Source organism: Natronolimnohabitans innermongolicus JCM 12255 (genome assembly GCF_000337215.1).
Classification (GTDB): domain Archaea; phylum Halobacteriota; class Halobacteria; order Halobacteriales; family Natrialbaceae; genus Natronolimnohabitans; species Natronolimnohabitans innermongolicus.
This window is the reverse complement of the sequence record NZ_AOHZ01000043.1, coordinates 43,974-64,611: the sequence shown is the minus strand read 5'-3', so window position 1 is coordinate 64,611 and position 20,638 is coordinate 43,974. Positions and strand designations below refer to the sequence as shown.

Annotated in this window: 22 protein-coding genes and 1 tRNA gene; 10 read left to right on the top strand and 13 right to left on the bottom strand. The window is 63.9% G+C overall.

Annotated features, from left to right (window positions below):
* Positions 1–208: 208 nt before the first annotated feature.
* The 4 genes from C493_RS09400 to C493_RS09385 form a co-directional block, all read right to left on the bottom strand.
* The gene (locus C493_RS09400; RefSeq protein WP_007259193.1) at positions 209–802 is read right to left on the bottom strand and encodes a flavodoxin domain-containing protein; all 594 of its coding nucleotides are present in this window, start codon (positions 800–802) and stop codon (positions 209–211) included.
* A gap of 144 nt (positions 803–946) precedes the next feature.
* Positions 947–1,264, bottom strand: a complete 318-nt coding sequence (locus C493_RS23625; protein ID WP_007259192.1) for a hypothetical protein — start codon at positions 1,262–1,264, stop codon at positions 947–949.
* A 359-nt stretch (positions 1,265–1,623) separates the two neighbouring features.
* Complete coding sequence (locus tag C493_RS09390) at positions 1,624–1,896, bottom strand: PadR family transcriptional regulator (protein ID WP_007259191.1); 273 nt, start codon at positions 1,894–1,896, stop codon at positions 1,624–1,626.
* Positions 1,897–2,295: 399 nt separating this feature from the next.
* Complete coding sequence (locus C493_RS09385) at positions 2,296–2,490, bottom strand: cold-shock protein (RefSeq protein WP_007259190.1); 195 nt, start codon at positions 2,488–2,490, stop codon at positions 2,296–2,298.
* A gap of 418 nt (positions 2,491–2,908) precedes the next feature.
* On the opposite strand from C493_RS09385, the gene C493_RS09380 reads away from it, so the two are divergent.
* The 3 genes from C493_RS09380 (at position 2,909) to C493_RS09370 (ending at position 5,918) form a co-directional block, all read left to right on the top strand.
* Complete coding sequence (locus C493_RS09380; protein ID WP_007259189.1) at positions 2,909–3,589, top strand: queuosine precursor transporter; 681 nt, start codon at positions 2,909–2,911, stop codon at positions 3,587–3,589.
* 246 nt (positions 3,590–3,835) lie between these two features.
* On the top strand, positions 3,836–4,933 hold the full coding sequence (locus tag C493_RS09375) for an aminopeptidase (RefSeq protein WP_007259188.1): 1,098 nt from the start codon (positions 3,836–3,838) through the stop codon (positions 4,931–4,933).
* A 370-nt stretch (positions 4,934–5,303) separates the two neighbouring features.
* Positions 5,304–5,918 (top strand): DUF309 domain-containing protein, encoded by a 615-nt coding sequence (locus tag C493_RS09370; RefSeq protein WP_007259187.1) that lies wholly within the window; start codon positions 5,304–5,306, stop codon positions 5,916–5,918.
* Positions 5,919–5,953: 35 nt separating this feature from the next.
* Here C493_RS09370 and C493_RS09365 read toward each other — a convergent pair whose 3' ends face one another.
* Both C493_RS09365 and azf read right to left on the bottom strand, forming a co-directional pair.
* Positions 5,954–6,925 carry an aldo/keto reductase gene (locus C493_RS09365; protein WP_007259186.1) on the bottom strand — a complete coding sequence of 324 codons (972 nt, stop codon included), beginning with the start codon at positions 6,923–6,925 and terminating at the stop codon, positions 5,954–5,956.
* Positions 6,926–7,031: 106 nt separating this feature from the next.
* Positions 7,032–7,778, bottom strand: coding sequence for an NAD-dependent glucose-6-phosphate dehydrogenase Azf (gene azf / locus C493_RS09360; protein ID WP_007259185.1), 747 nt, complete (start codon positions 7,776–7,778; stop codon positions 7,032–7,034).
* 131 nt (positions 7,779–7,909) lie between these two features.
* On the opposite strand from azf, the gene C493_RS09355 reads away from it, so the two are divergent.
* From C493_RS09355 to C493_RS09345, 3 genes are all read left to right on the top strand, one after another.
* Complete coding sequence (locus tag C493_RS09355) at positions 7,910–8,308, top strand: dihydroneopterin aldolase family protein (RefSeq protein WP_007259184.1); 399 nt, start codon at positions 7,910–7,912, stop codon at positions 8,306–8,308.
* 129 nt (positions 8,309–8,437) lie between these two features.
* Positions 8,438–9,202 (top strand): PGF-CTERM sorting domain-containing protein, encoded by a 765-nt coding sequence (locus C493_RS09350; protein ID WP_152421131.1) that lies wholly within the window; start codon positions 8,438–8,440, stop codon positions 9,200–9,202.
* Positions 9,203–9,361: 159 nt separating this feature from the next.
* Positions 9,362–9,868: a DUF5790 family protein gene (locus C493_RS09345; RefSeq protein ID WP_007259182.1), complete on the top strand. Its 507-nt coding sequence runs from the start codon at positions 9,362–9,364 to the stop codon at positions 9,866–9,868.
* Between the two features lie 57 nt (positions 9,869–9,925).
* Here C493_RS09345 and C493_RS09340 read toward each other — a convergent pair whose 3' ends face one another.
* Positions 9,926–10,663 (bottom strand): creatininase family protein, encoded by a 738-nt coding sequence (locus C493_RS09340; RefSeq protein ID WP_007259181.1) that lies wholly within the window; start codon positions 10,661–10,663, stop codon positions 9,926–9,928.
* Between the two features lie 121 nt (positions 10,664–10,784).
* Here C493_RS09340 and C493_RS09335 point away from each other — a divergent pair, with 121 nt between their 5' ends.
* Positions 10,785–11,732, top strand: coding sequence for a phosphatase PAP2 family protein (locus tag C493_RS09335; RefSeq protein ID WP_007259180.1), 948 nt, complete (start codon positions 10,785–10,787; stop codon positions 11,730–11,732).
* A 52-nt stretch (positions 11,733–11,784) separates the two neighbouring features.
* Entirely contained in the window at positions 11,785–12,129 is a 345-nt protein-coding gene (locus tag C493_RS09330) for a DUF5789 family protein (RefSeq protein ID WP_007259179.1), read from the top strand.
* A 54-nt stretch (positions 12,130–12,183) separates the two neighbouring features.
* Here the strand turns inward: C493_RS09330 and C493_RS09325 are convergent, their stop codons facing one another.
* Both C493_RS09325 and C493_RS09320 read right to left on the bottom strand, forming a co-directional pair.
* Positions 12,184–14,145 (bottom strand): ABC transporter ATP-binding protein, encoded by a 1,962-nt coding sequence (locus tag C493_RS09325; protein ID WP_007259178.1) that lies wholly within the window; start codon positions 14,143–14,145, stop codon positions 12,184–12,186.
* A 65-nt stretch (positions 14,146–14,210) separates the two neighbouring features.
* Positions 14,211–14,705: a DUF192 domain-containing protein gene (locus C493_RS09320; RefSeq protein WP_007259177.1), complete on the bottom strand. Its 495-nt coding sequence runs from the start codon at positions 14,703–14,705 to the stop codon at positions 14,211–14,213.
* Positions 14,706–14,766: 61 nt separating this feature from the next.
* Between C493_RS09320 and C493_RS09315 the strand changes: the two genes are divergently transcribed.
* Positions 14,767–14,840 (top strand) — tRNA-Val (locus C493_RS09315).
* Positions 14,841–15,264: 424 nt separating this feature from the next.
* Here C493_RS09315 and C493_RS09310 read toward each other — a convergent pair.
* Together C493_RS09310 and C493_RS09305 are read right to left on the bottom strand one after the other, a co-directional pair.
* Positions 15,265–15,462, bottom strand: a complete 198-nt coding sequence (locus C493_RS09310; protein WP_007259176.1) for a hypothetical protein — start codon at positions 15,460–15,462, stop codon at positions 15,265–15,267.
* Positions 15,463–15,766: 304 nt separating this feature from the next.
* Complete coding sequence (locus C493_RS09305) at positions 15,767–17,554, bottom strand: ABC transporter ATP-binding protein (protein WP_049889261.1); 1,788 nt, start codon at positions 17,552–17,554, stop codon at positions 15,767–15,769.
* A 145-nt stretch (positions 17,555–17,699) separates the two neighbouring features.
* Between C493_RS09305 and C493_RS09300 the strand changes: the two genes are divergently transcribed.
* Positions 17,700–18,491: a ParB N-terminal domain-containing protein gene (locus C493_RS09300; RefSeq protein WP_007259174.1), complete on the top strand. Its 792-nt coding sequence runs from the start codon at positions 17,700–17,702 to the stop codon at positions 18,489–18,491.
* Positions 18,492–18,541: 50 nt separating this feature from the next.
* Here the strand turns inward: C493_RS09300 and C493_RS09295 are convergent, their stop codons facing one another.
* Complete coding sequence (locus C493_RS09295; protein WP_007259173.1) at positions 18,542–19,438, bottom strand: hypothetical protein; 897 nt, start codon at positions 19,436–19,438, stop codon at positions 18,542–18,544.
* A gap of 610 nt (positions 19,439–20,048) precedes the next feature.
* A complete protein-coding gene (locus C493_RS09290; protein ID WP_007259172.1) occupies positions 20,049–20,495 on the bottom strand; it encodes a DUF7344 domain-containing protein in 447 nt (148 codons plus the stop codon).
* Positions 20,496–20,638: the final 143 nt, after the last annotated feature.

Sequence of the window (20,638 nt, the reverse complement as noted above, 5' to 3'; positions counted from 1 at the left end):
CTCCCGCCAGTCACAGTATGCGTTGATCTGGCGCTGATCGTCGAGGGCTCGAGTCAGGCAAAACACGAGATACGCGGTGAACGAGCGTTCCTCGCCCGTTCTCCACTCTCGGTCGTGAATGTGCTGGCTGACTTCAGTGACTCGAACTCGACGAGTCCGCGAACGACGCTTCGCCGGCCAGCTATTCGCATCGCGACACGTCGCTCGCTCATTCGACCCCTGCCTGGTCGTCAGCAGCGGGAGGTGTAATTCCGAGTCGGCCTTCGACAAACGCGGCAACGTCGGCGGCAAACGCCTCGACCTCGTCCCAATCCGTGAATTCGATGTCTCCCGCCGAGTCTGCGTCGGGCATCTCGGTCACGTTCCGCTTGGCGATCTGTTTCATGACCAATCGCTTCAGGAACCCATATTCCGTATAGCGCAACGCACCACCGAACAGGCCGATTCGATCGGGATTCCAGTCAGTGGCCTCGATGAACTCCTCGACGTAGCCAGCCGCCTGGGCTTTCCCGCCCTCGTCAGCGGACGACAGCGATACCTGGAAGAAGGCGGTTGGTTTCGTCGCCAGCGAGTCGCGGGTCGCCGTGACGAACTCACGGACGGACGGCTGGTGCTTGCCGGCGTGAATGGACGCGCCGACGAGGACCGCGTCGAAGTCGTCGATGGCGAACTCGGGGGAGACCTCGTTCGCGTCCACCGTCGTGACTTCGTGCCCGCGGTCGATGAGCACGTCACCGATGCGAGTTGCAACTTTCTCCGTCTGTCCCTCACCGGTTCCATAGAGCACGAGGAATGTTGCCATGAAGAATCTCAGGGTACTACCCTCGCAACCACAATAATGGGATGGTGGATATCGGGATCGATATCTCTTAGCACTTCCCTCCGCTGTCCACCACGAATCCCGGGAGGGAACCGACTCCAGCAAATGCTGATCCACGGTGAACGGCTACGCATCTGGTTCATCAGTCGCCTGTGTTCTGTCGGTTGGTTGAGGTGGGTTCTTTCCATCAAACGCCGGCAAGTAGTTGATGACCAGTGCCGCCGCGATGACGAGCGAAAGCAACGTGAACACAATTACCCACACCGAGACGGTGATCTCACCCTCCAGGACCAGCACAACGATCGTTCCCGTGATCGACGGGGTGAGCAGCGCGAACGCTGAACGCGAACGGCGAGGTTCGTCTTCCCGAGCTGCCAGCGCGAGAGAGAAGAAATCAGTTATCTGTCGCCAATCGTACAGACGCTTCCCAGCGGGATATTCCACTCCGTAAATTTCCGGTCGGGTGGGAAGGATGGACGCCGATCACTCCTTCGTCAGATGCCTGGCGCTTTTTCTCGACGTCTCGTGTTCCCTGTCCAGCAAACCCATCGTGTAGCGGTCGCTTTGCACCGGATTCGGTGATTCGTCGTGAACGGCGGAGATTCTTCTGCCGTCCAAAGATAGCCGTCGCTACGAGAGACGAGGTCGCACGAGAGGAGGGACCGACCGCGTCGGACGGACACGGTCGACAGCGGCTCGAGGTGATCCGATCGACGCCGGTGGGCAGTCCGCCGGCGTGGCTGACGCTCCGAGAGCAGCCGAGGGATCGGTTCCCGTCTCGACCGTCGCCACTCGAGTCGGCGTCAGTCGATGTACTGTTGTTCCCACTCGCGGCGCTGTTCGATCGCCTCCACGCCAGTGTCGCTGATGGCGTAGTAATTCGTCCGACGATCGAGTTGGCCTTTCTCGACTAACTCTTTGTTGACGAGCGTGTCGAGATTGGGATACAACCGACCGTGGTTGATCTCGCTGTTGTAGTACTTCTCGACCTCGTCTTTCACTTCCTGTCCCGACGGCTGGTCGGCGCCGGCGATCACGTACAGAAGATCGCGTTGAAATCCGGTCAGATCGTCCATTTTGCAACCACATGGACACACCGACTGTTCGACTATTTGTTATCGTTCTCGTATCAACTGTTTCTAGGCCGTTTTCACGGACTAACTGTGCTAATGACAAGTGTCAATTTCTACAGCGACGGTAAGCGGCGGTTACAGGGGGCGGATATCGGCGTTTTCGCCGTTCGATTCGTCTCGAACCGCCAGTCGTCGTGAACTCGTCTGCACACACTGGTGTGATTCCGTGCTGTAGACGCCAGTGTGACTGATCGCGCGACAGGAGACGCTATCGGGTCTCCCCACTGTCGACGACGAGCGACGTTTCGAGTCGGTGTGACGGTGGGCGGTGTCCCTATCGAGGTAGCGATCCGAAGAATGATAGTAGACTGTGAAACGCGTTACCGAACGTGAGTGGCCGTGTTACAGGCGGGTGACGTTGGTGGCGCGGGGGCCCTTGGGGGCCTGTTCGATGTCGAATTCGATCTCCTGTCCCTCTTCGAGGTCCGGGCCGCCAACGTCTTCCATGTGGAAGAATACGTCGTCGTCCGCGTCGTCCGTCTCGATGAAACCGTAGCCGCCTGTGTCGTTGAAGAAATCAACGTTGCCTTTCGCCATTGCGATTCGAGAGAATGGCGCGACACGGATAACAGTTGTGTTATACTCGTCCTCTCGAGAGACGGATACTCCGGATATCGAAACGCTCGAGAACGCGTCTTTCGAGGAACGAAATCCGAAGAGAAAACCGTTCTCAAATCTGACTAGAAACAACTCGTCTACTAAAGAACGACGCCTCGAGGACGGTAGCCGACGGTTCCAAACCCTGCCAGTTGACAGGTCGACTACCGCACTCGCTCGGAGTGGGGAAATCGGGCGTCTCGAGGCTATCTCGAATCGTTTAGGTGGACACGTTGGATAGTCCTCGCGCATGACCAACTCGGAGCCGGATCGAGAGTCTGCCTCACGGTCGAGCGCGGGGCCGGGCTCGGAACCGCGGTCGGGAGGGCGTTCGCCTCGCGGGCCGACGGTCGCACAGGTGGCGCTGATCGGCCTCTTCGTCACGGCGCTGGTGACCGCACAGGTGACGGCCGCGAAGGTGCTCGCGTTCTCGCTGCCGGTCTCGTTGCCGATTACCGGGGCGGAACTCGTCATGCCCGGCGCGGCCCTGGCGTACGCGCTAACGTTCGTCGCCAGTGACTGTTACGCTGAGCTGTACGGTCGGCGGGCGGCGCAAGTGGTTGTTAACGTTGGCTTCGTGATGAATTTCATCGTGCTGGTGCTGGTCTGGTCGACGATCGCGGCGCCCGCGGCGGATCCCGAACTCGCCGGACAGTTCGAGACGGTTCTCGGTGCGTCGACGAATATCGTGCTCGGAAGTCTGTTCGCGTACCTGGTCAGCCAGAACTGGGACGTGATCGTCTTCCACCGCATTCGAGCGTACACCGGACGGGATCGGCTCTGGCTGCGAAACATCGCCTCGACGGCCAGCAGTCAGGCGATCGATACCGTCATCTTCGTTGGAATCGCGTTCGCGCTCGCGCCAGCAGCCCTCGGCGTCGGGCCCGTCCTCGGCGTCGGCGAACTGCTCGCGTTGATGGTCGGTCAGTACCTGCTGAAACTCGCCATCGCCGTCCTCGATACGCCGTTCGTCTACGCGATCGTCTCGATCGTCCGCTCCCGAGAGGGAACGCCGGCGGACGAGTCGACGACCGCCTGATACGGATTGCTGTACCAATTTCCCGGCGCAACCGCGACCCGGGCGGCGGTTGCGCCGGAACTGACGGACAGTAACCCGTATGAGCGGCCTCGAGTCCTCGAATCCCAGTTCCGAGTCCCCGCGTCGAACGGAGAACGTTTTTCGCCGTCACGAACCGAGTGAGACGTCGATCGCAACGCCGTTTCGCGATCGAGACTGCAGCGACGTTCGGTGGCTACTATAGTGGCCCGCTCGAGAGGAGTCGGTATGGACGAACGCGTCCGCGAACACGCCGCGGTACTGGTCGACTGGAGCGCTCGCGTCGAAGCCGGCGACGACGTCGTGGTCTCGGTCGGGCCCGACGCCCACGAACTCGCCGTTGCAGTCGCCGAAAAACTCGGTGAGCGGGGGGCGAACCTGCTCGCAACGTACAGTTCGGGCGAGCTCACTCGAGCCTACCTCCGGGCCCACGACGGCGACTTCGAGGACGACCCCGCACACGAACTTGCGCTCTACGAAAACGCGGACGTCTATCTCTCGCTCGGCGGCGGACGCAATACGAGCGCGACGGCCGACGTCGACGGCGAGACGCGCCAGGCGTACAGCAGCGCCAACGGCGAAATCCGAGAGGCACGTCTCGACAGCCGGTGGGTCTCGACGGTTCATCCGACCCGATCGCTCGCACAGCAGGCGAACATGGCTTACGAAGCGTATCGTGACTTTGCGTACGATGCAATCCTCCGGGACTGGGAGTCGCTGGCCGACGAAATGGGTCGTCTGAAGGAACTGCTGGACGAGGGATCGGCGGTCCGACTCGTCTCGAGCGACACCGACCTCACGATGGAAATCGAGGGGCGCACGGCGGTCAACAGCGCGGCCTCGGTCGCGTACGACTCGCACAACCTCCCCAGCGGAGAGGTTTTCACTGCCCCTTTCGCTACCGAGGGGACGGTCGCGTTTGACGTTCCGATGACGCTCCACGGCGAGGCCGTCCGGAACGTCCGACTCGAGTTCGACGACGGCGAGGTCGTCGAGTACGACGCCGAGCAGGGCGAGTCCGTCGTCGGCGAGATCCTCGAGACGGACGAGGGTGCCCGTCGACTCGGTGAGCTCGGAATCGGGATGAACCGCGGCATCGACCGCTACACGGACAACATTCTGTTCGACGAAAAGATGGGCGAGACGGTCCACCTCGCGCTCGGCCGGGCCTACGACGCGAACCTTCCCGAGGGGGCGTCCGGCAACGACTCCGCGGTCCACGTCGATCTCATCACCGACGTCAGCGAGGACTCGCGCCTCGAGATCGACGGCGACGTCGTCCAGCGCAACGGGACGTTCCGGTGGGAGGACGGGTTCGAGGAGTAACGCCAGCGGGCGATCGACGGGCGGCTTCCGGAACGGCTCTGCAGCGGCGAGATAGCGCACTCGAAACCGTCCTATCCGGTGGTTAATCGGTTGTTATTGGCGGTAACGACATCCAACTACGGTGAAGCCGCCGCATAATAATGTACTGCACTGTCGTTTCGTCGAGTACCGCCGTGACCGGTGGCGGCACAGTAACCGGTCGGGGGACTCGCTGCTCGTCCCACACGCCGATCGCTGGCCGGGTGCGGCACGGCGATCGGATACCCTGTCCACAGTTGTCTGCCCGCCCCGCCGGAGGCGGTACGTGTCCGGCGATCGGTTTTCGCGACGGCTTCGACACTCTCTCGAGCCTCGAGTCCGTACGAAAGCTATGCGCGATCAGCTCCGCGCCGGAGCCGCGATCTACAACGCCGGCTACTATCACGCCGCCCACGACGCCTGGGAGGACCGCTGGCTCGACCTCGAGGCGGAGACGGACGACGAGCGGCTGCTCCACGGATTGATTCAGTTCACAGCCGCCGTCTTCCACGCCCGCGAGCGAAACTGGGCGGGCGCCGTCGGACTGGCCGAGAGCGGACTGGACTATCTCGAGGCGCTTCCCGCCGATTACCGCGGGCTTCGCCTCGAGCCGGTTCGATCGTTCCTCGTCGCGCTCGCGTCCGATCCCGAGGTGATCGAGCGCCGATCCCCGACACGGCTGCGCCACGAGGGCGACGTGCCGACTCTCGCGTCGCTCGGACTCGAGCCGACGATGAGCGCGGCCGTCGTTCTCGCCGACGAACTCGGATACGACGCGGAGCCGGTCGAACAGGCCGCAGCGTACGCGCGAGACGACCTCGAAACGGGCGCGGACGACAGCCGATTCATCTCGCTGCTGTTCGATTTCGTTCGCGAGGACGAGCACCGCGGGATCGTCTATCGACGGCTGACCGGCCACGTCGAGCGACGAGCGGCGAGGGAGTCGGACGTCGAGGATCTGTTCTGACGGGAGCGACGGAGACTCGGTCGCCCGATGCCGTCTCACTCGTGGCCGGCGATCGGCAGGGGCTCGTAGGGCTCCTCGAGGTAGGCGATATCGGACGCCGCAAGATCGATCTCGAGGGCCTCGACGGCCTCTTCCAGGTGTTCGACGCTGGTCGTTCCCACGATTGGCGCGTCGACCCAGTCTTTGTGCAGGAGCCAGGCGAGCGAGATTTGCGCCATCGTCACGCCCTTCTCCGCGGCCAGTTCCTGAATGCGTTCGTTGATCTCCTCGCCGCCGCCCTGCAGGTAGGGGATCTGTTCGAGATACTGGTCGGTTCGACCCCGCATGGTCGCCTCGAGTTCGTCGTGGGGTCGGGTGCCCACACCGCGGGCCAGCGGTGACCACGGGATGACGCCGATATCCTCTTTCGCACAGAGGGGCAACATCTCTCGTTCCTCTTCCCGATAGAAGAGGTTGTAGTGGTTTTGCATCGTCGCGAACCGCTCGAGACCACCCTCGTCGCTCGTCTGCAGGGCCTCGGCGAACTGGTGGGCCCACATCGAGGAAGTACCGACGTACCGTACGGTTCCGCGTCGAACTGCGTCGTCGAGCGCGCGAAGGGTCTCTTCGATCGGCGTGTCGTAATCCCAGCGGTGCGTCTGGTAGAGATCAATCGTGTCGACCCCGAGACGGTCCAGACTCGCCGCGAGTTCCTGTTCGATCGTCTTCCGCGAGAGCCCACTCGAGTTCGGATTCGTCGGATCCATCTCGGCGTACACTTTCGTCGCGATGACCTGGGCGTCGCGGTCGTAGCCCTCGAGGGCGTCGCCGAGGATCTCTTCGGACTCGCCCGTCGAGTAGACGTTTGCCGTATCGAAGAAGTTGATCCCGAGGTCGATCGCCCGTTCGATCAGTTCGACGCTCTCGTCGCGATCTAGCATCCACTCGCGCTCGCTCCCGAAGCTCATTCCGCCCAGACAGAGACGGCTGACGGTCATCCCCGTCGAACCGAGAGTCGTATACTCCATACGCTGACGGACATCTCTTCGGACGCTCACAAAAGTTCCGGGCCCACAACCAGGGGTTTCGGACCGTTCTCGACGACGAAAACCGGTCAGCCGCGAGTTCGTGCGGTCAGTCGTCGTGTTTCGCGGAGTTGTCCTGCGGATCGTAGCCGAGCGCTTCCTTCGCGCGCTCGATCGAGTAGTACTTGCGGTCGTTGTCGGAGATACCGTAGACGATCTCGTACCCGTAGTCGGCCTCGATACAGCGCTCGAAGAGGTGTGCACAGTCGCGGTAGGAGAGCCACATCGCCTGTCCGCGCTCGTAGTCGATCGGCGGGTGGCCCTCGGTGAGGTTGCCGATGCGAACGTTGACGACGGAGATGCCGTACTCGTCGTGGTAGTAGCGGCCGAGGGCCTCGCCCGTGACTTTCGAGACGCCGTAGAGGTTGCCCGGCCGGGGTAGTTCCGTGCCGTCGAGCAGGTAGTCGTCGTCGGCGCGGTACATCTCGGGCGTTCGTTCGTCGGTCTCGAAGGCGCCGACGGCGTGGTTCGAGGAGGCGAAAGCGACCTTCTCGACGCCGGCGTCGACGGCGGCCTCGTAGACCGTCTGGGTGCCGTCGATGTTGTTCGTCAGGACGCTGTCCCAGGGCGCGGTCTTTCGGGGGTCGCCCGCGAGGTGGAGCACGACGTCGATCCCCTCCATCGCCTCGCGGACGGCCTCCTCCTCGGTAATGTCCGCGACGACGAACTCCCCCGGGTAGTCCTCCGTCGGCGGGTCTCGGTCAAGAAATCGCCACTCGTACTCCGCTGCGAGGCCGCCGAGGATAGCGTCTCCGACCCGCCCCGCAGCCCCCGTGAGCAGGACTGACTGTGCCATTCGTTCGGTGGAAGGGAAAGCGCCGATAAGTACCATGCGATTCCGCATCGCCGCGATGCGACTCGAGCGTCGCGACTGTCTCCGAATGTGCGACCGGAACCCCCTTCCCCGACGCACGCGAGGAATCTGGTATGTCGACCGACAGCGAACGCGACCCCGATACCGACGCGGAGCCGACGATCGCCGAGGAAGCCTGCTTCGAGGCCGGCATCAAGTTCGGCACGCTCTACCACCAGTTCGCCGGTACGCCGGTCTCCCCCGACAGCGCCGCGAGCCTCGAGCGAGCGATGGAAGCGTCGATCGAAAACCAGCCCCACTGCTCCGACGTCACCGTCGACGTGCGCACCGACGAACTCGAGGCCGAACTCGCCGACTCGGCGGCCGACTACACCGAGTTGACGGGCCGGTTCCTCGAGGTTGAAATCGTCGTCGACTACGAGGGGGCCGAGGTCGTGACGCGAATGGCGATGGAGGACGGCTATCCACTGATGCGCGTCGAATCGATCCGCAAGCGGAATCCGGAAGCCTAACCGCCGTCGGAAGTCGAATTCGTCCCGTCGACGACACCGAACGGTGGCGGTGGTGTCCATCCGTGTTCGATTCATCCGTCCAACGAGTTCTATAAAGTATTAAATAACCATAGTTTCCACTACTGAGACATGAGATGGACATCGATACGAACTGCATCGGTCGCTTGCCTGATCGTCGCGTCAGTACTCCTCGGAGCGGCCGTCGCACCCGTGGCGGCCCAGTCTCCGACCGAAGCGACGGCACAGGAACACGAGCTCACGGCTGACGCCACGGTAACGGTGACCGAAGACGGCGAGATCGCGACGTTCGAGATCGAACAGGAACTGCCTCCCGAGATGGCAGACGGAATGGGCATGGTCGGTGAGTTCGGCGAATACGACAGTCTCGCGGAAATGACGGCCGAGATGACCGTCGAAGACGACAACGGTATCGACGGCTACGAGACGGCACGAGAGGACGAGCGTGAGGACGCGTACGTCATGACGTTCGTCTTCGACGAAATCGATGCGAGCGAGACCGAGGATATGACCGTCGACGCGACCGACGACGCCGTCACGCTCGAACTGATCGGCTTCGACGAACAGTTCCAGACGGGCGCCGGCGAACGGGACGATGTCCCTGCGATGGCAGCCTACAGCGAGTATACGGTAACGGCCGAGATGCCGGGAACGATCACCGATTCGAACGCCGACACTGCGGACGGTACCGTCGCGACCTGGGACCTCGCCGACGAACCCGCCGACGAACTGTTCGTCGAGTCCGGCACGGACGGAACGCCGACGAGCGACGATACGGGCGGTGACGACGACGCTGACGACGGCATCCCCGGCTTCGGACCGATCCTCGCGATCGCGGGACTTCTCGGAACAACGGCCGCACTCAGTCGACGGTAGCGTCGACGCCTAGTGCGGGCTGTGGACCGTGCACACGCGGAACGCGGCGCTCGGTCGGTCGACATCCCGGCTTATTCGGGTGATCTGGCCGTTCCAGCGCCTGTTTTCACTTTCACTTTCGGGCTACCTTTTAAACCCAGTCCCGGTGAAGAGAGTGACATGAGTCAAGCGACCTTCGGCGACGACGACGAACTGTTCGGCGAAGCGGCCTCCGAGATGCGCGCGGACGTCGAGTCCTCCCTCGAGGACGGATGGGCGGCCCTGCCCGACGCCAACGAGATCTGGGAGACCGACGCCGACAACGTTCTCGGCGTGCTCAACGGCCTCAAAACCGCACTCGACGCCGGCGACGCAGAGGACCACCTCCGCGACGCCAAGAAGTGGTACACGATGGGCCAGCGCGCCGACGCCTTCGAGGATGCCGAGGACCTCGAGGACGAAATCGCCGACCTCGAGGATGCGATCGCGGACATCGCCGAGGCCGGCGAGCAGGTCGGCGACCTCACCTCGACGATTCCGGGACTCCGCGGAACGCTCGAGAGCGCCGGCCCCGCCGAAGACGAAGATGGAGACGACGAGGAAGAGGCAGCGGAAACTGCAGATGCGGACGGCGACGCTGAGGCCGACGCGGACGACGACGCCGAAGACGCCGAAGACGACGAGTAATCGCGGCTCCGCCCACCGCTCGGAGATCGCGCCCGCTCACGTTCTCGTCTCGCCTCCCTACCGATCCGCGGGCCGCGAGACGTCTCGCTCGGCGACGGCCTCGAGCAGCCGTGCCAGCGCGTCCGCCGCGAGTTCGAGCAGTTCTTCGCCCCGCCGTTCGTCGCCCGCCGCGGGATCGCCGACGACTCCGTTTTCCGTAAACTCCGCCGCGTCGTAGGCCAGGTTCGTATAGCTCAGCCAGTCACCCCAGCCTTCGGCGCGGCCCTCTCGAGCCTCCTCGATCCGATCTTCGCGGATCAGTTCGGGTTCGCAGTGACGGAGCAGCGCCGTCTCGAGGGGGCCGCCGTGGCCCATCTCTGCGGTGTGCTCGCCGACGGCTTCGAACCACGTGAACGGGACGGCGTACGTCTCGCCGCTTCGGGTCACGCTCGCGCCGACTTCTCGCAGAGCGTCGACGTTCCCGCCGTGGCCGTTGACGATGACGACTCGGTCGAAGCCGTGGTACGCGAGGCTTTCGACGGCCTCGCGAACGTAGCTTCGGAAGGTCTCTTCGGAAACCCACATCGTGCCCGGGAACTGGCGGTGTTCCTCGGCGATGCCGACCGGAATCGCCGGCGCGCGGACGACCTCGCGGTCGACGCGCTCGAGGCCCGCGTCCGCGACCGTCTCGGCCGCCAGCACGTCCGTTCCCAGCGGCGCGTGCGGGCCGTGTTGCTCCGTGCTCCCGACGGGAACGACCGCCAGGTCCGTCTCGCAGTCCCTGACGTCCGTCCACGTCGCCTCGGTGAGGTCCATGCCCGACTACTTCGGCGGCGCGGCCATGAAACTCCCGATGCCGGGCGTCGTGCGACGCCTGATAAGATCCTTGCAGTGGCAAGGCCGTCGGACACCGGATCCGATATTGAATAGTGGTATCGTGTACCGTGGCGGCGATCTCCTCGAGGCGATCCACGGCTCGCTCCCCGAGTGGCTGCTCCTGTTGGCCGCGCTCGTAACGCGCCTCGGCGACGTCTGGGTCGTCATTTCGATCACGATCGTGGGGTCGTGGCTGGTGACGTGGCATCGCCAGCGGGACGAACGGACGCGCGCGCTCACGTCACCAACGCCGAGCGAAGCACGCGAATCAAGGGCCGAGCCGGCCGTCTGGATCGTCGCCGCGCTCGTCGGCGGACTCGCCGCGATGACCGCGCTGAAGTACGCCTTCGCGTTACCGCGGCCCGAACAGGTCGTCGCCACGCCCGGCCTGCTCTCGGGCGCACTCGAGTCCGCCTACGTCTCTTCGGTAACGCTCGGCGGGTACGGGTTTCCGAGCGGCCACGCCGTCGGCGCGACCGTCGCCTACGGCCTGCTGGCCCTCGTCGTCCCCTTCGGTTCCCGCCGACAGCGATTCGCGGTCGCCGGCGCCGTCGCGCTCTCGGTGAGCCTCTCGCGCGTTCTCCTGACCGTTCACTACCCCGGCGACGTCGTCGCTGGCGTCGCCCTCGGCGTCGCGTACCTCGCCGGCGTCTGGTGGCTCCTCGAGCGGTCGCCGCTCGATCGGACGACGACCGCCTTCGGCCTCGCACTGGGGCTCGCCGTCGTCGCGATCGCGGTTAGCGGCGCCGGCGGACGCTCGGTCACGTACGCCGCGCTGGCGGCCGGCGGCCTCGTCGTCTGGACGCTCGGCCAGCGACAATTGTCACCGTCGCCCTCGTCGTCCGGACGGTCGTCGTACCACGCCGAATCCGCGACCGTGGCGCTGGGTCTCGTCGCCGCGCTCGTCGCACTCGAGAGCGACCCCGCTGCGGTCGCGCCGGCGGCCGTCCTCGGGGGTCTCGTCGTCGCTCCGGCGGTGTGGGCGGGTCGCGAGACGCGGTCGACGTGAGAGTGGCGAACGCAGGGCCAACCGGTTTCCGACGCCTCGGTCAAGGTCGACTATGACCGACGACAACCGTCAACTCGGCGTCGAGCTCGGCGACCTGGGCGACGAACTCGAGTCCGCGGACTACCCGCTGAGCGAGGACGAACTCCTCGAGCGCTACGGCGACGAAGAGATCGACATGGAGGGCGAGACGGCGACCCTCGAGGAACTCATCGGGCCGCTGAACGAAGACGAGTACCGCGACTCCGGCGAGGTCGAGCAGGCGATCATGAACATGGTCGGCGACGAGGCCATCGGACGGAAGAACTACAGCGACCGGACGCCGCCGGCGGCGGGCGAGCAGCGCCAGGAGGAGGGTGCGCCCGACCAAGAGGACCAGGAAGGACAGGAGTCGTTCTGACCGCTCGCGACCGATTTCTTCTTGTTCGCGTGATCGCGGTTTGTGGACCCCTTGTCAGTCGTCGTCGTCGGCGTCGACGTCGACCTCCGTCCGCGCCTGTCGGCGCTGGGCGCGCTCGATGAACTCCTGGGGGAGTTCGTCGATCTCGCCGGCCTGGACGCCCCAGAGGTGGGCGTAGAGGCCGTCGTTTGCGAGCAACTCGCCGTGGGTCCCGCGCTCGACGATCTCGCCGCCCTCTAGGACGAGGATCTGGTCGGCGTCCTTGATCGTCGAGAGGCGGTGAGCGATGGCGAACGTGGTCCGGTTCTCGGTGAGATCGTCGATCGAGCGCTGGATGAGCATCTCCGTCTCGGTGTCGACGTCGCTGGTCGCCTCGTCCAGGACGAGGATATCGGGGTCTTTGAGCACCGCGCGGGCGATCGCGACGCGCTGGCGCTGCCCGCCGGAGAGTTTGACGCCGCGCTCGCCGACCATCGTGTCGTAGCCGTCGGGCAGGTTCTGGATGAACTCGTGGGCTTCGGCGGCCTTCGCGGCCGCGACGATCTCCTCGCGATCGGCGTCGAACGATCCGTAGGCGATGTTCTCCTCGACGGTGCCGTAGAAGAGAAACGACTCCTGGCCGACGTAGCCCATCGATCGACGCAGGCTCGAGAGCGAGACCTCGCGAACGTCCTGGCCGTCGACCCGGATCGAACCCTCGTCGACGTCGTAGAGCCGCAAGAGGAGTTTCAGCACGGTCGACTTGCCGGCGCCCGTCGGGCCGACCAGCGCGACCGTCTCGCCGCCCTCGACGTCGAAGGAGACGTCGTCGATGACCCGGTCGTCGTCCGTGTCGTAACCGAAGCCGACGTGATCGTACTCGACGCGACCGGCTCGAACCTCGAGGTCCTCGGCCTCTTCGTCGCGCTCGATGCGCCCCTCCTCGTCCATCAGGCCGAAGATGCGCTCGCTCGAGGCCGCCGCTCGCTGATACATGTTGATGACCTGTCCGAACTGGGCCATCGGCCAGACGAGTTGCTGGGTGTACATGATGAAGGCGACGAAGACGCCGGTCTCGAGCGTCCCGGTGAACGGTCCGGGGCCCGAGCCCGTGAACACCCAGTAGCCGCCGACGAGGAACGTGAGGACGAACCCGACTCCCGAGATGACCTGCAGGGTGGGGAAGAATTTGATTCGTAGCCAGATGGCCTCCCAGTTCGTGTCGTAGTACTTTCGGGAGACGTCCTCGACGCGGTCGGACTCGTAGGGCTCGGTGTTCGAGGACTTGATCACGTTGATCCCGCCGAGGTTGTTCTCGAGGCGGGAGTTGACCTTCCCGACGGAGGAGCGGACGGCGGCGTACTTCGGCTGGATCTTCTTGACGAAGACGTACGTGAAGATCGCGATCAGCGGCACGGGGGCAAGCGAGACCAGCGCCAGTTGCGGATTCAGCCAGAACAGCAGGAACGTGATGCCGACGACCATCACGATCAGCCGCGTCGCGGAGTTCATCCCCTCGTTCAGGAAGCGCTCGAGTTGGTTGACGTCGTTCGAGAGGACGGACATCATCTCGCCGGTCTGCTTGTTCGCGAAGAACTCCATGTCCAGGCGCTGCATCTTGTCGTAGGTCGCCGTCCGCACGTCGTGTTGGACGCCCTGGGAGAAGGCGTTGAACCCCCAGTTGCGCAGCCAGTGGAAGACGGCGCCGAGGACGAACGACCCGGCGATGGCGGCGACCACGAGCCAGAACTGCGCTTCTTGCGTCGCCGGGAGCCACGCCTCCGGAAGAACGACTAGCGGGACCTGCTCGGCGAACGCCGCGTCGCCGAAGATCGCGTCGATCGCAACCGCTAACAGGAGCGCGGGGAGCAAATCCAGCGCGCGTGCGAGCACGCTCGCGATCAGTCCGACCGTTACGGAAAACCAGTACGGGCGGCCGTACTCGAAAAGCAGCCGTCGCATCGGGCTCTCGACCTGATCCCGTTGCTCCTCGAACGGATCGTCGTCGTCCCAGTCGACGCCGCCGCTCCCACTCATTGAATTCGATTCCGGGTCCGCCGCCAATAAGGGTTGTTACGTATCGAAATACGCGAGAGCCCTGCTCACCGGTACTCGATCTCGAGTTCGTCGCCGACGCGCATCCCCGTCTCGTTGGCGTACCCGCGGGGCACCTCGAGGACGTACTGCGCTCGCCCGGTATGCTCGAGGTCGTTTCCGTCCTCGTCGGGTTCGGGCGCGCGGGCGTGTTCGATGGTCGTGATCTCGCGGTCGGCGTCGACGAAGACGATGTCGATGTCGAAGTCCATGTCGCGCATAACGTACGTTCGCTCGCCCTCGCTCGAGTGGACGAACAGCATTCCCTCACCCTCCGGGAGGTCGTCGTGGTCGCTCAGCCCGGTGTAGCGATCGGAGTAGGTGTCGGCGACTTCGGCGTCGACGACCGCGAGTTCCTCGCCGGTGTCGCCGTCGACGACGCGGACGTCGGCGCGGTCCTCGGCCCACGGCGGGGTGATGAATCCGAGCTGGAAGACGAGAAAAACGACCGCGCCGACGGCTGCGAGGGTCAGGAGTGCCTTCCAGACGCGGTCGTCGACCATGGCCGTCCCTGCGGCGTGAGAAAGTAAAGGTTATTCGGACGCGGGGATTTGGTTCGGATGCGGGCTCGTGGTCTAGCTGGTCATGACGCGGCCTTTACAAGGCCGAGGTCGGTGGTTCGAACCCGCCCGAGCCCATATTTCTGTCTTCAAAAGAGCCGAAGCGCTCTTTTGGACCTCGCGGAGCTTCGCTCCGCTTAGCTGTGAGCAAACTCGCGAGCAGCAGGTACGTGGAACGAGGGCGGTTCGAACCCTATCAGTCGCGCGCAGCGTAGCGAGCACGTCTGATTTCGGTTCGAACCCGCTCGAGCCCACAGTTTTGTCTTCAAAAGAACCGACGAGACGGTTACCGCAGACGGACTGTGCATAGCGATAACACGGCGACTCGGACGAAGTCGCCGATTGTCGTTCTGCGAGAGCCCATTCGACCGCGACTATCACGACTGCTGATAGCGAACTCACCTGACATCGCTATCGCCTTTCGTCTGCCGTCACTCCGATTTCGAGACAGAGAGACGCTCGAGTTTCCCGAACCGTTCAGTGATTTCGCCGTCGGTCATGGTTAGGGGTGGCGCTGATCCCGGAGATGAGCATCCTGCTCGTGGCGCTTCCCCCAGTTGACCTCGCCGCACTCCTCGCACTCGGCCGTGAGGATATCGGTGTCGATACGGTCCATGAAGCCCTTGAACTGCGGGTCCCGCGACGAGACGTAGCCGCAAGATTTGCAGAAGACAACTTCGGTGTATCGGTAATCTGGCATACACGCACACCAACAGAATTGATAAACAAGTGGCTGACGATAGGAGAGTCCTCATTGGGTATTTCGAGTGATTCGTGATCGTAGATGGTGGTGCTCAATTGACAGTCAACTATCCGCGAACCGATACAATTCCTCGTGCGCGTTGAGGCTGCAGAAAGTGGGCCCACACGCCCACCCCCTCGAGCCCACGTTCTACCGTCAAACCACCACGAAAAGCAGGCTGGGCTGGAATCGAGACCCACTCGAGTCAGCCGGGTGCGATATAGAGACCCGCTCGACTGGTATCGGATCTCGACTCACAGGCTCACTGCGAGGCGTAGAGGTTCGCGTAGGCGCCCTCTTTCTCGAGCAACTGGCCGTGTTCGCCGCGTTCGGCGATCGTTCCGTTCTCGAGGGCGTAGATCTGGTCGGCCTCGCGGACGGTCGACAGCCGATGGGCGATCGCGAGGATCGTGTACTCCTGGGACATCTCCTCGATGCCCTCCTGGACGCGGCGTTCGATGTTGGCGTCGAGGTCGCTGGTCGCCTCGTCCAGGACGAGGATGTCGGCGTCCTCGAGGAGGGCGCGGGCGAGGGCGACGCGCTGGCGTTGCCCACCGGAGAGGCGGACGCCGTTGTCGCCCAGTTCGGTGTCGTAGCCTTCGGGGAGTTCGTCGAGGAACTCGGTCACCTGCGCGATCTCGCAGGCCTCCTCGACCGCCGTACGGGTGGCGTCGTCGTTGCCGGCGGTGACGTTCTCGAGGAGCGTCTTGTTGAAGATGTAGGGGTCCTGGCGGACGAACGCGATGCGGTCGCGCCAGTCGGCGGTGTCGAACTCGTCGATCGGGACGCCGTCGGCGGTGATCGCCCCGTCGTCGGGTTCGTAGAGACGCGCGAGCAGCGCTGCGATCGTCGACTTCCCTTCGCCCGATTGGCCGACGAACGCGACGAACTCGCCGTTGTCGACGGTAAAGGAGACGTTCTCGAGGACCTGTTCGTCCTCCTCGTAGGAGAAGGAAACGTCGTCGAACTCGATCGGCGTCGGCGGCTCCGGAACGGATCGGTCGCCGCCCTCGAAGTCGCTGCTCGCCTCGAGTTCCTCGATGAACTGCTGGGTACGAACCAGGTGCGGGAGGCGGCCCTCGACCTTGTAGAAGTACTCGTTGGCGTTGCTAACGCGCGGACCGAGCTGGAACATGATGAAGAGGAACGCGGCCAGCGCGCCCAGGGACATGTCCGCGAACGTGATCGAGACGTAGATCAATCCGAAGACGAGCAGCGCGATGGAGAGGTTGTACGCACAGCCGATCGCGGCCTCGTTGCGGCCGAGCGTGATCGAGGAATTGGTGAAGCGATCGAGGTGCGTCGAGAATTTGTCGTAAAGCTCGTCGGTCATCCCGATGAGTTTGACGTCGCGGATCCCCTGGGTCCCCGTTTGAACGTTCTGCTGGATCCCCTCGTTCGCGTCGGCGACCTGATCGCCGACGTCGTAGCCGCTCTCGAGGACGTTCCGGATGAAGAACGTGATGGCGGCGATCGCGACGCCGGCGACGACTGTCATCAGCGGGGAGATATAGAACGCGATCGCAAGGTACATCCCGATCAAGAGGACCTGCTCGAAGAAGCGAACGAAGTCCCGGATCACCTTTCCGGCGTACTCCGCCTGGGTAACGATGGCGTTGAGGACGTCGTCGGAGCCCTCCTTATCGAAGTAGGCGACGCGGGCGTTGAGTGCGTTCTCGAACGCACGCGACTGGAGGTCCCGGACGTAGTGCGTGCGAAGCCAGACGCGCATCCAGCCGACGGCGAACGCTGCGACGTACCGGACCGTCAGGATTGCGCCGACCGCGAGGATGATGTAGCCGAGCGTGAACGGAATGCCGGCCGTCTCGAAGGCGGTCACGAAGGCGCCGACCATCTCGTCGTCGCCCGCTGTTTCGGCCGATCCCTGGGCGATCTCGATGATCGGAACGATGAAGCTCACGCCGATCCCCTCGAGCAGCGCGACGAGTCCGCTGAACAGGATGAGCGAAACCGTCAGTGCTGGCCGGTAGGTCGCCACCAGATACAGCCCCCGTAACTTTTCGCGGCGGGTGAGATCCTCGGTAGACATTGAGCGTACTCCGTATGAGAAGACCGAACGGTATTGTTATGGGAACGTTATCCGATTGATGACTATCAGTGAGAAGTGGTAGTCCACGGTTAGCGACCGTGAACGGTTCTGGAACTTTTTGGCGTTCCTTAGCCCGTCGTTCGATATGTCCCTGGCAGACCAGTCGTCGGCGCCGTTTCGGACCCTCGAGCGAGTTTACGCCGAACTCCCGCTCGAGATTCCGACGGCCGTCAAGAACGCGTACATCCGGCGGACGACGGCGGACGACTTCGCTCCGTTCGATCACCCCCCGGATCCGTTTGCGACGCGTTCGATCGATCCGAGCGACGTGCAGTCGTTTACCGGGCGAGCGTATCCGCCGTATCACGAGAAGGCAGCGCAGCTCGGCACGGTTCGCGGCGGCGACTGGGACCGGACCGACGACGTCACGATCATCGACGAGGACTACCGCCATCGGTACGAGCTCTACCGGGCCGATCGCTTCTCTGAGAGCGTCTTCTTCGAGTCCATGCGGATGCGCTTCGAGGACGGCGTCGCGTGGCCCGAAACGCCGTTCGTTCGGCGGTGTCTCGAGCTGGCCGAGGACGGGGAACCGTCGTGGCGGAGTCTCACGAGTCAGGAAGCCATTCTGGAGCGGTGCGACCGGATCGACGAACTCTACGAGCGGATCGAACGCAACGGCTACCGATCCCAGCGGGCGCTCGGATACGGCTCCGTACTCGGCGTGACCGAAGAGATCCTCGTCGACATCGGGCGCGACGGCGAACTCCTGTTCGTCAACGGCCGCCACCGGCTCGCGATCGCTAAACTACTCGGGCTCGAGACGGTGCCGGTCGGCGTCCTCGTTCGCCACCGCGAGTGGATGCGCCACCGCGACCGCTGCGCTCGAGCGACATCCGTCGTTGACCATCCGGATCTCCGGGATCTGACCAGCTAACGGGTGGAACCGACGTATCTGGCCGTCCAACCGCGCTACGAGTCCGATGTTCAGAGAGGCGTTCCGGTTCCGTCCGTCGACGCGTCGAACGCGTGTAGGTCGCGAACGTCGGGATGCTCGAGGTGCTGTTTACTCCGTTCTGTCAGCTCGGCGCGCTCAGTTGCCGCCGACAGTTCGTCGCGAACCGACTGCCACTGCGCGTGTCGTCGTCGCACCAGCACGGGAATCGCCTCCAGGTCGAGCAGTTTCGCGATCGCCAACCGATGGTCGCCGCGGTCGCTGTGTAACAGCGCGCCGTCGCGGCCGATACTAACGGTGATCTCGTCGAGTCGCGGATCGAGCGAGCGGTCCCACTTGTAGAAGATCTCTCGTTGGTACGCCGGCCGTTCGTTCCACAGCTCCGGCTGCGACCGGTAGCCGTCGCGTTCGATCCGTTCGTAGATCGTATCGAAGGCTTCGAAGCGTGCCTCGAGTTCTTCGACGGTGGTACAGCCCTTCGGCTGTTCGCCGGCCTCGAGGCGCTCGAGATACGCCTCGAACTCCACGGTGTCGGTCCAGGGGACGCCCCGTTCGAAGTGTGCGACGACGCTCTCGGAGGCCGGCGTCTCGTCGAACGGCACGGTCGCCTGATCCCACGCGCCGTCCTCGACGCGCCCCCATCGCTTCGAGGCGCCGCGGACCTGGCGCTCGATCCGCGACGGATCGATCCAGTGTCGGACGAACGGATCCGCGTCGGTGACCGTCGCCGGCCTGACCTGCCGACGAAGGTGTAGATAGCGCCGACCGGCGGAGACGCCGCCCGCGCGAGCCAGCGCTCGTCGAACGAGTCGCTTGCGCCGTCGGTCGACTACCGGGATACTTCGACGGATCACCTTGGCGAGTCCGTCGGATCGAACGGTTGCGACGGCGCGCCCGACGAGATCCAGTGTGCTCGGTGCTCGGCTCATTGGCGAGGCTATTTCGAACCCTCTCATGAAGATACTGGCAGCGACAGATCGGTACGGAGTCCGTTCCGACGTTCGCTACGCCGCTCGAATCCGCTTCACTGGTCCGTTTACCCTCGGATACCGTGCTCTCTGTCTTCTGTCAGTCGAGGTAACCCGCTGCTGGAGGATTCGATGTAGTGAAACAGTCACTCAGGTGGTAACTAATTGTTCCAAATGGCTATTACTGGTATCGTAGGTGGGGAGTAATTCGACGCTACGGTGCCACCGAGCGCAGACACTCCGTTCCCGGTCTCCGGTATCGGTTCTCTCGACGCCCGAGTGGCCGTTCGTTCGGACGCACCCGAAACCCGTCAATGCCGTCTCGCTACGTCGGCCTGCTCCGTTTTATACGGATTGTCGTACGGATGTCCCGGCGCACCCGCCGCCCGGGTCGCGGGTGCGCCGGACCTGACGGACAGGAAACCGTCTCAGCGTACCGAAGCCGCGAATCCTGCTGGTCTGCTCCGGGTCTACCGAAAACCGAATCCGCGGGAGTATCCGCAGTCGCGACCGACTCCCATCCCTCGAGCCGAATCAGTCGCGGTCGTCGTCCTGTGCGCCGGGCGTCGACTCAGTGTTTGAGTCGCGCCACGTTCTCCCGGACGCGCCCCAGCAGGCCGTCGCCGGACTCCCGCTCGAGGGCGGCGTGAAGCGTCGAGTTCTCGGGTTCGTCTTTGACGACGACCCGGAGGTAGGGCTCGAGTTGGTCGAAATTACTGCCGAGGACGACGGTGTGGTTGTCTTCGTCGTGGTCGACGACGCCCGCGTCGGCCAGCTTCGGCACGTGACACTGCACGGAGGAGACGTAGACGCTCTTGTATTCGTTTTTCGCGACCTCCTCTGGTGGCACGTCGTGCTCCCAGCCGGCGACCTGTTCGGCGAGCGTCGAGAGTTCGATCGGGTCCTCGTGCCCGCGCAGCGCGTAGAGGAGGTACCGTCGTCGGCGGTTGGCCAACAGCTCCAGAATAGTGTCTGCCGAGAGCTCGGTACCGTCCTGACTCGAGGTAAGGGCTTCCATAACACGATGTTACTCGCCAGCCCGGAAAAGGGTGTCTTGAATATCTGAAAATCCAACACACGCGCGGCAATCATCGATACACTCGCTCGTATATGCGACGTTACTACTCGATGTGTTTTCCTAACGGCTGTGAATTACTCACG